General features: G+C 42.0%; 7 protein-coding genes and 1 pseudogene. 7 read left to right on the forward strand and 1 reads right to left on the reverse strand.

The window, feature by feature from the left end; genetic code table 11:
* Positions 1-131: 131 nt before the first annotated feature.
* On the reverse strand, positions 132-1,379 hold the full coding sequence (locus G541_RS10110; protein ID WP_081654757.1) for a GNAT family N-acetyltransferase: 1,248 nt from the start codon (positions 1,377-1,379) through the stop codon (positions 132-134).
* 121 nt (positions 1,380-1,500) lie between these two features.
* Here G541_RS10110 and G541_RS0101475 point away from each other — a divergent pair, with 121 nt between their 5' ends.
* From G541_RS0101475 to G541_RS0101510, 7 genes and pseudogenes are all read left to right on the forward strand, one after another.
* Entirely contained in the window at positions 1,501-2,112 is a 612-nt protein-coding gene (locus tag G541_RS0101475) for a sugar O-acetyltransferase (RefSeq protein WP_027826247.1), read from the forward strand.
* Positions 2,113-2,537: 425 nt separating this feature from the next.
* Positions 2,538-5,624: a mucin-binding protein gene (locus G541_RS09130; RefSeq protein WP_081654758.1), complete on the forward strand. Its 3,087-nt coding sequence runs from the start codon at positions 2,538-2,540 to the stop codon at positions 5,622-5,624.
* Between the two features lie 74 nt (positions 5,625-5,698).
* The gene (locus G541_RS10580; RefSeq protein ID WP_035162605.1) at positions 5,699-5,914 is read left to right on the forward strand and encodes a YSIRK-type signal peptide-containing protein; all 216 of its coding nucleotides are present in this window, start codon (positions 5,699-5,701) and stop codon (positions 5,912-5,914) included.
* A 24-nt stretch (positions 5,915-5,938) separates the two neighbouring features.
* Positions 5,939-8,455: a MiiA motif-containing surface protein gene (locus G541_RS09920; protein WP_051174521.1), complete on the forward strand. Its 2,517-nt coding sequence runs from the start codon at positions 5,939-5,941 to the stop codon at positions 8,453-8,455.
* A 254-nt stretch (positions 8,456-8,709) separates the two neighbouring features.
* A pseudogene (locus tag G541_RS09145) lies at positions 8,710-9,102 on the forward strand (IS30 family transposase); the annotation flags it as partial.
* Positions 9,103-9,893: 791 nt separating this feature from the next.
* The gene (locus G541_RS0101505) at positions 9,894-11,915 is read left to right on the forward strand and encodes a BglG family transcription antiterminator (protein ID WP_027826249.1); all 2,022 of its coding nucleotides are present in this window, start codon (positions 9,894-9,896) and stop codon (positions 11,913-11,915) included.
* The gene (locus G541_RS0101510; RefSeq protein WP_009551486.1) at positions 11,915-12,214 is read left to right on the forward strand and encodes a PTS sugar transporter subunit IIB; all 300 of its coding nucleotides are present in this window, start codon (positions 11,915-11,917) and stop codon (positions 12,212-12,214) included. The genes G541_RS0101505 and G541_RS0101510 overlap by 1 nt, the downstream gene beginning before the upstream one ends.
* Positions 12,215-12,239 lie beyond the last annotated feature (25 nt).

Genomic DNA, 12,239 nt, shown 5'->3' on the forward strand with positions numbered 1-12,239 from the left:
CCAAGAGCACATATTGTACAATATTGCGTGTCTCATCGACTAAGGACGGTTGGGTGTGCCAAAAATTTTTCAAAAAAGAAACACTGAACAAAATTCTGTCCAGTGTTTCTTTTTGTTAATAGTTATTTGTTTTATTTATGCCGTAATACATTGACTACGTCGGGAACAAGCTTCCCAGTAAGATCTTTGATCTGGCGGGTTGAAACGGGAGTGAAGCCTAGTTTTTCTGCAACCCGTGCTGACTGCGGGTTGTCAGCGCGGTGACAGAGCCAGATGGCTTTGAAATGTAACTGCTTAAAGGCAAGATCGATTAAAGCGCGGGACGCTTCAGGAATCAAGCCTTGGCCCCAGTATGGTTTGCCAATCCAATAGCCGAGTTCAGGTTCATCATCATAGTGGGAGACAGAATCTTCACCTAATTTTAAGCCGACGGCTCCGAGTAATTTGCCCGATTGCTGGTTAGTGACCGCATAGGTGCCTTCAATTTGCAAAAAGTCGGTAATGTTGTCACGGCTGTTAGCCACAGAAGTATGCACCGGCCAGCCGGCGATTGGGCCGATATCCGGGTCTTTAGCCAGCTCATATAACTCAGGCGCATCATCTTCGCTGAAAGCCCGCAACACTAAGCGTTCGGTTGTAACTGTTGGCGGGAAATAGACGCCCTGGGCGGGAAGGGCGTGCGCAAAAGCGTGGTGATATTCTGCCAAGCTCTCATTAGCCCCTTCAGTAATCAGTGCTTCATTTTCTTCTACTGTAAGGTCAGTTGTCCCAAAGAACTGGTCCTGTAACCATGCCCGGTAGCGTTCAAGGGCTTGGAAAAAGGCCACCCGCGTGTGGTCAAGATTCTGAGCGTTAACGGCTACCGTCAGCTGGAGGTCCTGTTGGGAGTTAGTTGGCAAAGTAACCGCAGTCGGTTCAGTTGCGGAAAAATTAACCGTGATCGGCCGCATACTAGGGTCGGTTGTTTCAGACCATTGGACGGTTCGGTACAATTCGGCCCTAACGGCGTCGTTGGTTATGGCTGGATCAACCTGGACCCAAATTGGTGCTGGTTGGGGGGTCAGTTCAGCCGGAATATCAGCAGTTGCTTCAAAGTCAGGATAATCTTCTTGATAGGTGTAGAGTAATTCGTCAGCTAAAGTCCAGACTTCCCCTGGGGTAAAGAGTGCTTCAGAGTGCATTAAGGTGTCACGACGAGCAATTACCTGGAGGGCAATAAGGTTGACGAGGGTGGTAGCTGAAGTGAAGTCCCCCTTGATAATGAGCTTGATGTCGGCAGGAAGGGGGATCATTTCATTGAGCCAGGCACAAAAGCGCTGCGCTTCAGCAGCAATTTTCGGTGCAAGGGTTGGCTTAAGTTGGAGTTGGATAGTTGCCAAAAAAACACTTCCTTAGAAAAATCTTTGTTCTTAGTATACAAGAAATCAGCCCGGATGGGCAGGAGCAGTGAACCATGTTAGGATTAGGAAGAAATAATCATTAACTAATGAGGTGAAAGTAATGGAAGAGAATACCCAGAATATGCTGGCGGGCAAACCGTATACGCCAGCAACAGACGAAATTCACGCATTTTCACGGCGAAGTCACCGCCTGTGTCATGACTTCAACCAACTCTATGACACTGACCGTGAACAGCGGAATGCAATTGTTGATCAATTACTAGGAAAACACGGGCAAAATGTTTATTTCCAAGGCCCAATCTACTTTGACTATGGGCAGTTTACAACGATTGGTGACTATTTTTATGCTAATACCAATTTAACCGTGCTTGATACTTGTCCCGTTACGATCGGCAATAATGTCATGTTAGGCCCTAACGTCAGTCTCTTGACGCCCCAGCACCCGTTACTTCCGGAACAACGGAATGTCCGTGAATGGCAGGGGAAGATGCTTGACTATGAATACGGTGCTCCGATTACGATCGAAGACAACTGTTGGCTCGGGGGCAATGTTACTGTCCTGGGTGGGGTGACAATTGGTGCTAGCAGTGTGGTTGGTGCTGGGGCCGTAGTTACCAAGAGCGTGCCCCCTAATTCTTTGGTATTGGGTGTTCCAGCCCGGGTTGTGCGGACGATTACTGAAGCTGACCGCTTAGCCGATTGGCCATATTAAGTAATGAAAAGGAACCACGATTCTAATCCTGAGAGCAGTAAAAGCTCCACGGAAAAGAACTTCGTGGTTTTTTATTGCATTTTTCGCCACGGGGTAACTTTTATGTTATGCATACCATAATATATGCATATATTAGTGAAGTGTTTTTCGCAAACGTTGTCCCGATAGTGGGTGCACTAGTGAGTCAAGAAAGGATTACAATTGTAGTTTATAGATAAAAATATTTTGAGGCAAAATTTTTGATTTTTTAAAAATTAGGGTGTATTTTTAAAATTATGAGCGGTATTTAAGAATTTTTCAAAGAAAAACAGCAATACATACTTTGATATCGTTCAAATTATTTTTATCTAGGGTACGCTAAAAGTGGGAAAATATTCCTAAATTTTTAGTGATTTCTAGGCACATATTGGTTAGGGGGAACAGATATGGTTTCAAAAAACAACCATCAACTATATCAGCAAAAAGCTGCTGATCAAAAACAACGTTGGGGCGTACGGAAGTTGTCTGTAGGGGTAGCTTCAGTTTTATTAGGAACTACTTTCCTACTGCACAGCAACCATGCAGTATCAGCTAACACGGTTGCCAGTGATACTACACCAAGCACTACAGCGCAGGCGGATAGTAAAGATACAGTAACACAGGGATCGGAATACACATTGCGGTCCAGTGCTGCGACCACAACTGCCACAGCTGGAGTTGAAAAAGACATTACTGCAACGCCAGTCCAATCAGCTGACAATGCGGCTAAACAAAACAATCAGCAAGCGGCTAATGCGGATACGCAAACTAACACCGCACAACCAGCAGATAAAGCAGCCGCAACTAGCACAAATAAAGCTAGTGACCAAACAACAACACCGGCCCAACCGGCAAAACCAGCTGTAGTTCAAAAGAACGTAAAACCGGCAGCGGCGCCAGCAACCACAACGACAAGTCCGGACCCAACAACACCGGATAATTCGAGCAATACGGTTATCAGTAATGATAAGGATAGTTTGACTAAAAATTGGCTCGAAACACCTAATGAGCGGGCCCAGGTCTACATTACCGTTAAGGGGACTGACCAAAAGATTTACGTCAGTTCTTATGCAGACTTTAAGAAGCGCCTTTATTCAGAAATCTATACTAATCGGATGGATCCTAATAGCCTGGAATTACATATTGAATATCAGGTGTTAAAGGATAGGGTTCAAAATTTCATTGTAAACTGGGGAGACTGGCTCCGACTAGATACCAGTAGAATTGGTAAGGATGGTCTAACTTTCACTACAGATACAGGTGAAAAAGTAGCCTATACGTTAACACCAGGATGGGGGAAGTACAAAACCTATGATGAATGGCTTAGTGAAGGCCAAGATATGAGTAAGATAAATGCTCTTAAAATTGGCAACAATTTAAAGGCCGGGACTAACTTCGCATTAACCGTTCCCCTAAAATATATTGGTAGAACTGATGGCACAAAGCAATTTAACAATGTTCAAGTTGTAGATTACGGGCAGCCAAATGCTAATATGGGATTTGACTTCATTGAATTACATCCAGCTCAAATTGAAACACCAGCTAAGCCAACAACCGATAAGGCAACAACTACTACGGTTGTCTACAATAATCCGTTGCTTACTGCTTCAGATTGGCACAAGATGGCACATGGCCAGGTTATTGCTTATTACACAGCTAAGGGGAAAGACGGTAAGACTTATGTAACTGGGTATGTAACTGCTAATAATAAGTCTGAGTCGATCATCAATGTTGATCAGATTGATCCAAACACTCTGGAATACCATTTGATTTACCACAATGGTGACAAGGAAGTTGGTTCCGGGTTGTGGTTCAACTTTGCTGATAACAAGACTGTAGCGATTGATACGAGCCGTCTTGGTGCTAATGGTCCACAATTGAAGAGTCAGCAAGGCTGGTCTTATGGCTGGGGGATCAACGGTACTGGTGATGGTGGTAACTATTACAGTGGCTGGGCAGAATACCTTAAGGCCCACAATGGTTCTGGGGATAAGGCTACGCAAATTTCCATGACGGGGACTGCCTTTAAACCAGATGATACAATCGAATTTGTCATCCCGATTAAGTACATTGGGCAACTTTCTGATCGGGTTCATTCACTAACCTTTGCGCCACAGGTTAACGATTATGGTGGAGGTAACTTTGCCAATGGGATTAAACTCTACTTTACAACTGTGAAGAAGGACTTAAGCGAGGTTAAGCAGGTAGTCTTGCTTCCGACTGAGTTCATGGGGGAACAACCTGGTCAATCAGACTGGAAGCTCGTTAAGGAAATTTCCAAAGATATGCCAAATGGGTGGGATGCCCTTAAAATTAGTAACTTCCCAACCTTTAAGGGATCATTCAATATGGATTCACTACCAAAAGGGGACTTACCACCGGTTGTTTATGGCTCTGCGCAATACTTTATTGACCTAAGCAAAATTCAAGAAATTTTTGCTAACCATGGTTACACGGTCAAGTATGCTAACAATAACGGTAAAGCTCAGGAAATGCCATTCTATGCATACGTTACCCTGCCACTGGCAAAACGTGTTGATGATGATAGACCTGTCTTGAATGACCCATCTATCTGGGTAATCCAAGTTCAAGCTGTGCCTGCTATTATTTTAAATAAGGATCAACACTATGTGGCAGATCCAAATGCTAAGCCATGGGACACCACTTCAATGATTGATGAGATTTATGCTGCTGATGACGCAGGACAGCGGAAGACGCGCGATCAACTAGAAAAGCTGCCAAAGACGGACGTGGATATTAGTTATGAATACCAAGCTCCAGGGGCTGCTACAGCTGTTGCGGCTGATAAGGTCGACTTGACTAAGGCGGGGGTATACACTGTCACTTACAGTCATACTTATGCTGATGGGCGAGTAGTTAAGGATAGTCGCAAGGTTTATGTCGATGATGTTAAGCAAGAAACCAAGGACATTACTCGAACAATTATTGTCCACGCGCCAAACGGAACTGACCAAACAGTTATCCAAAAAGCAACATTGACACGGGAAGTGATTCTTGACGCAACTACTGGGGAAATCAAATCTACGGGTGAATGGTCTGCTGCTAAGTGGGAAACATACTCAGCTCCAGAATTTAAGGGATACACTCCAGACGTGGCCCAAGTCGAAGAAGCAACAGTTACTAAAGATACTCAAGACACAACGGTTGAGATCAACTACGCGGCTAACAAGCCAACTACGCCAGAGCAAAACAATGATCAAGGCCAAAAGCCACAAACTAACGATCAAAGCCAAAAGCCACAAACTAACGATCAGGGCCAAAAGCCACAAACCGTAGAGCAGGTAACAAAAACTGGCAAGGACAATGTAACGGTTAATACTCGGAGCCAAGCTCCAGCGCCAGTAGCTCAATCAGCTCAGGCTCAAAAGTTGCCACATACTGGAGAAGCTGAAAACCGCTTAGGAATCTTAGGCGTCTTAACAGCTACACTCGGGATGTTAGGTTTAGGCTGGAAGAAACGTGAGAGACAGTAATTTTAAAAGTCAATTTGAATTGAAGCACATCAGATCATTGATGCTGTGTGAAATAATTTAGGGAGGAATCTATAATGACTGGACGAAACAATCATTTTATGTGGAAAGAAACAAAACGTATCCCACGTTATAGTTTGCGTAAACTTAATGTGGGTGTAGCTTCTGTTCTTCTTGGTGTGACAATTTTTGGTTTTAATGTTTTGATCGACCAAACTAAGGTTTCGGCAAATACAACAGCAATCTCTGCTAAGGATACCAGCACGGCGTCGATAAATTTGGATGATAAGTAGACTTTAGTCAATAAGACAGGTGTAGTGCCAGCGACCAATGATGATAAGCAGACTTTAGTCAATAAGACAGGTGTAGTGCCAGCGACCAATAATAATAGTGGGTCCACTTCTATCAACAGCGCTGACACAACAGCATCAGATAATGTTGATAAAGAAGCTACTTCAACCAACAATGAAGAGACAGTACCATCAACCAATAACACAAATGTAGGATCATCAAATAGTATGGATAAGTCTGCTCCAATTAATGATGACAAAGCAGTGCAGCCAGCTAACAATGCTAAGGATACTACAGAAACTACGTCAGTAGTAAATCCAACTAGTACTGATCCGACCACAAGTAACAATGAAGAAGCCTCGACTAGCTTACCTTGGTATTCTTTTTCGTTAGTGACCACAAGTAACAATGAAGAAGCCTTGACTAGCTTACCGATGTCAAACCAAGACATTAAGCTGGATTCCCAGCCCATGTTAACGGAGATAAGTAATAAGCCCACGGATAACTGGGTATACAATAACCTGAAGTGGTATCAGGACTCTTCAACAGCAATAGTAAAGGAAATCTTACAAAACCACACTGCCAACGATGAGAGCGGGAGATACTACTTTGCCGGTGTTGCTAACTATAATGAACATTACCATGCTATCCATTTGTTGGCCCGCTCAAATAATTTGAATGATAATAGTTTATATGTAACAATTTTGCATACTGGAAAGAAAACTATACAAGAAGCAGTGGTAGCACCTGGTGAATCAAAGAAGGTTGAGTATAGTGGAACTACTCATACTCCAATTTTTACTAATTATGATGGGACTAGTGCTTCAATTGATCTTGATGGGATCGAAAAAGGCGATAATATATATGGCATGGTGGTTGGTTTTGCATATGGTCACAATACCGGAATTAAGGGAGACCCAGCTTCAATGGGAAATGGCTTTGTGATGACTCCAATACCAACGAAAATGACAACTACGATTCATTATATTGATCAAGCAACGGGAGACGAAATTGCAGTGCCAAAATCTTTTGAAGGTGTTGCTTATCAGAAATACACAATTACCGGAGAGGCACCAACTATTGATGGATATACATTGAAAAAATCGCCAGAGACCACAGGATATATCTCCCCATATAAAGTGGGTGAATCGTATGATTTTAGACTTGATAAACATGTAGTTATAAAGCAAACAGTAATTGACGCTCAAGGGTTGGTTCGAGTTACTGCGTATTATGATGGTGAAGTGCTTAATAATACGACACGTTACTTGGGGAACAAGTTAAATGTTAACGATCGCATGTCGTTTATTTCGCATGGAAAATGGTACACATATATAAATCAGATTACATCAACTAATGATGGTATTGTTTACTATTATGCAAAGGATGGTAGTGAAGATAAGTCTGAAGTTAGAGTTCATTATATCGATGTAACTGGGAGTAAAAATTCTCTTTTTGTGCCGGGAGATGGGGAAGAAGTAGCAACAGATAAGATTAGTGGTAAATTGGGAGAAAAGTATAATTATAATGTCAATTTACCAACGGACTATAATTTGGCGACCAATCAAGCAAATACTGTAACTGGAACATATACTATTGATCATCACGATGAATATGTGTATGTAGTCAAAAAGACTAGTGCTGAAAAGCTGGATCCAACGGTTCCAGCCACGACCAAGGTTGATAATCCAAAGAAGCTGACTGATGACGAAAAGAAAGAAGTGGCAGGCAAGGTCACAGAAGCCAATAAAGATAAGTTCCCAGAGAAGACGGAAGTCACAGTCGCCGATGATGGGACAGTCACAATCAACTATCCAGATGGCTCCCAGGATACGATTCCTGGTGACCAGGTAGTCGAAGCTAAGAAAGATGCCGATAAGACTAATCCAACGGGTCCAGCCACGACCAAGGTTGATAATCCAAAGAAGCTGACTGATGACGAAAAGAAAGAAGTGGCAGGCAAGGTCACAGAAGCCAATAAAGATAAGTTCCCAGAGAAGACGGAAGTCACAGTCGCCGATGATGGGACAGTCACAATCAACTATCCAGATGGCTCCCAGGATACGATTCCTGGTGACCAGGTAGTCGAAGCTAAGAAAGATGCCGATAAGACTAATCCAACAGTTCCAGGGACTAAGGTTGAAGTCAAGGATCCAAATAACCTGACTGATGAAGAGAAGCAACAGGTTAAGGAAAGTATCGAAAATGCCAATAAGGGCCAGTTCCCAGAAGGGACTCAGGTAACTATTGGTAATGATGGTACGGCTACGATCACTTATCCTGATGGCTCCCAGGACGTTATTCTAGGAAGCCAGTTGGTAACCAAGCAAGGAAGTGACGTTGCTAACGCTGGTGATGCCAAGAATAACGGTCAAGGAACGACAGCATCGATTCAAGGAGCAACCGCTGATACGACAGCGAAGAAGTTGCCACAAACAGGTGAGCAAGATGCTTCAGCTACTGCGGCAACAGGTTTGGGCTTGATCATGCTGAGCTTACTTGGTTTGTTTGGCCTCGGCAGCAAGAAGAGAAAAGAAGATTAGTAGTTAGTCAGAATAACTCACTAGTCTGAAGAGGCACAAAAAGGGGCTGTGACATAAGTCCTTTGAATAAAAGAACCGTTCAGAATTTCGGTTATAATGCCTTCTGAGTATACAGATGAAATAGAAAATTCATCTAGCATACTCGGAAGGCATTTTTCTGGCTCTTTGTCAAACCGTATTGGTGAAGGGCAATTCCTCATCCAGAAAATGGATGAGGAATTTTTTATTTCAAGATGGCAGATTGTAGAATTTAAGTTGAACGCAAGAGTCGTTTAACGGTTGTTAGACGTCTTGAAAGTTGGGATAGTTCCTCAATGACCCGAACTATCTTATCTTTAGCCAACCAGCTTCAAGATAGGCTAAAGACACTAACGGTTGACCATGGTAAAGAATTTGCTGGTTATCAAACAATCGAAGATCAAACCATGGTGAAAGTCTATTTTGCTCATGCATATTCTCTGCATGAAAGAGGCAGTAATGAAAATCGCAATCGTGTTCTCCGCCGCTTCATTCCCAAAGGAAGATCAATAGAAACTATTAGTGACGAAGAACTAATTCAGATCAACTGGCATTTAAATGCACAACCACTTAAATGTCTTAATTGGCGTACGCCGATTGAAGTCTTTTTGGAATGTTTACAACAATAATCGTTCAAGTTATTTATTGTAATCTGCTATTAACAAATATAATAAATGATTTCTCTTTACTTAATTGTTGAAGAATATTACTCCCCCACTTATTTAAGGATATATCCAAGAACTACAACCAGAATTTCCCAAATAAAAGTTAATTTTGCTAAAATTTTTTCAGAATCACATAGTATCCAGAAGTATAATTGAACTGTTAACCATAACATTTGTAAAAGTTAACCAAGATAAGATGCAGCATTTAAGATTATGTATATACTTCTAGTTTCCAAGATTAGTATGCTTAAAAAAGAAATGATCCCAGTTATCATCCACCAAAAATACAAAGTTTGATTAGTAGCTGTAATAGCTAAAATAAACAATATGAATAAACCAATTAGCATGAGAATTGTTGCGCGAATTAAATTATCTATGCTAGTAGTGAGAATGATTCGTAAAAACAATTTAAGTGTTTTCGGCAAGTGGATTTTACTTACAGGAGATATAATTATTAATATTGCTGTTATAAATGATCCTAAACTTATTGATAGAAGTAATAAATTAATATTAATGCTTTCTTTTATCCGATTCATTAGGCTTCCTCTATTATAGTAAATGGTTTGTAGGATATTGAATCACAGCTAAGGGAAGTATGAAACAAAAAACGTTTAATTTTTATTAAAGCATATGTAAAAAATTCTGTTAAATGACTTCGGTACAATAGAAAGCGATTTCCTAAATGGAATTTGTACCCAACTGCACCAAAAATGTAAGGGGATACATTGTAAGATGTAAACGTAGGAGGAAGGGCAATGAACTACAAGTACAATTACTTGCTGGCTAATTACACGCGTGAGCCAGTGACGTATACACAGGCAGCTAAGATTACGGGGGCTGACCCCCAGGTTATCCAACGAGATTTGGCTGCCTGGATCACGGAGGATTCGGGTCTTTCCTTCAAGTTGAAGTCTGTCACTACTGTTGAGTGGCTCAGGTTCTTTGATAATGTCGAACTAAATGAACTGGTCTTTAATGAAGAAGAACGGGTGAAACTTATCTACCTATTTGCCTATTCAAACTTTACTCACCTGTCAGTATTCTATTTTCAGCAATTATTAAATGTTTCTAAAGGAACAGTTCTCCACGACATCAAGGTGTTGCGGCAAAGTTTAGCAAATCAAGGAATCGAGTTGGCCTATGACCGTAAGGAGGGATTTTATGTTCGGGGAGTTGAACTCACAATCAGGCTGATCGCCTGGAACTATGTGAGTGCACTCCTGACACAGAAAAATTGTCATGCTTTATTGCATTATTGGCTAGGAGAGAACTATCCGTTTGATTTTGTGGCGCGGATCAAAGATACGTTGGCCCAAAAGATGGCGGAAGATGGTTTAAAGTTGGTTCCAAGTCGCGAAGCAGGGATGGTTATTGCTACGGCGTTGACTTGGAAGAGGTTTAATCATTTTGAACTTGAATATCACGATGAGGCAGTTGACCTGCAGAAAGTAACAGCCTACCAGACCAGTCAAGCAACGCTAACGGCATTGCTTGGGCCTAAGATTGAATTCAATGAGATTAATCTTTTTGCGATCTATCTGATCACAATCAGTGAAGGCAAGATTCAGGATGAAGAGTTTAATTTCCTGTTGCAGTGTGTGGTTAATATCATTAATGATTTTGAATCACGGGCGGCAATCAAGTTTACTAATTACCGGGAGCTGATGTTCAATATCTTCAGTCACTTGGTACCGGCTTATTTTCGGATCAAACATGGGATTCAGGTAGATAATGTGGCAGTAGCAAGCATCAAGCATGAATACGCTGCAATCTACCGGTTAACTGATAAGTCATTAGGGCCACTGCGGCACCTGACTGGTAAGGAAATCCCAGAAGCAGAGGTTTCTTTATTCACTATCCTATTTGGTGGGGCGTTGATGAGTGCTAGTGCTAACGCACCGCGGGCAGACTTAACTGCGTATGTGATCTGTCCTAACGGAGTAAGTTCATCACTGATCTTACAGACAGAACTGGCCCGCCTTTTTCCGACGATTAACTTTAAAAAGGCGACAACTGTGGCAGACTTAGAAACAGTTGCGCCAGATGATTATGACATCTTGTTTTCAACCATCAAGGTAGAAACAACCAAAAAACTATATGTTGTTCGCCCGATCATGTCGCAGCTCGAAAAAAACGAGCTCCTCAATCGGGTCCAAAAAGATTGGTTTATTCCGGGGATGTCATTGCCAAACGTTGCCGAAATCGTGCGCGCTTTGGAACCATATATCGAGTTTAAACCTGGAGTTAATAAAGAGAAACTCTATAAAGTGCTAAATAAACGCATGACCCAGTGGCTAAGACGAGAGGAGGATACACGACCGATGTTAGCAGAACTTTTAACCGCAGATACAATTCAAGTGGTTGATAACCACGATTTATCCTGGGAGGACGCAATCGCGTTAAGCGCCCAACCATTACTTAAACAAGGGAAGATCGAAGCCCGTTATATCGATAGTATGATTGATAAGGTGAAGAATTTCGGGCCCTTCATCAATATCGGGGATCATGTGGCGATGCCGCATGCCCGACCTGAAGATGGGGTCAACGAAGTGGGAATGGCATTATTGAAACTAACCAACGATGTCAACCTCTTAGATGATGAAAAACACCCAGTTAATCTCTTTATCTGTTTGGCGGCGGTAGACAATGACGCGCACTTACGGGCATTGGCTAGCCTAACCAAATTACTATCCCAAAAAGACGTGCTCCAAAGATTAACTTCCGCACAGTCAGTTGATGAACTATTAGCAATTATTAATGAAGGAGACGAAGCATAATGAAGTTTACAGCAGTTTGCCAAAGTGGTTTAGGAACAAGTTTTATGGTGCAAATGAACATTGAAAATTCCCTGAATGATTTGGGAGTAAACATGGATGATTTCGCTGTTGACCACACTGATTCAGGAAGTGTGAGTGCTGATATGGCAGATTACTTCTTTGTTGAAAGTACACTGGTGCCAGCATTGTCCCGTATTCCAGAAGAAAAAATTGTGCCATTAAAGTCCATTATTGACGCTGAAGAAGTCAAAGAACATGTGATTGAAATTTTGGATAACAATGGGATCGCCCACAACTAATTAGTTGGGGATAGATATTGGGAGG

This window comes from Ligilactobacillus saerimneri DSM 16049 (genome assembly GCF_000423265.1).
Lineage (GTDB): Bacteria > Bacillota > Bacilli > Lactobacillales > Lactobacillaceae > Ligilactobacillus > Ligilactobacillus saerimneri.

Coding starts and splice junctions, on each gene's coding strand:
- G541_RS09130 (WP_081654758.1), top strand. CDS start 2,538: ATGGTTTCAAAAAACAACCATCAACTATATCAGCAAAAAGCTGCTGAT.
- G541_RS0101505 (WP_027826249.1), top strand. CDS start 9,894: ATGAACTACAAGTACAATTACTTGCTGGCTAATTACACGCGTGAGCCA.
- G541_RS10580 (WP_035162605.1), top strand. CDS start 5,699: ATGACTGGACGAAACAATCATTTTATGTGGAAAGAAACAAAACGTATC.
- G541_RS0101510 (WP_009551486.1), top strand. CDS start 11,915: ATGAAGTTTACAGCAGTTTGCCAAAGTGGTTTAGGAACAAGTTTTATG.
- G541_RS0101475 (WP_027826247.1), top strand. CDS start 1,501: ATGGAAGAGAATACCCAGAATATGCTGGCGGGCAAACCGTATACGCCA.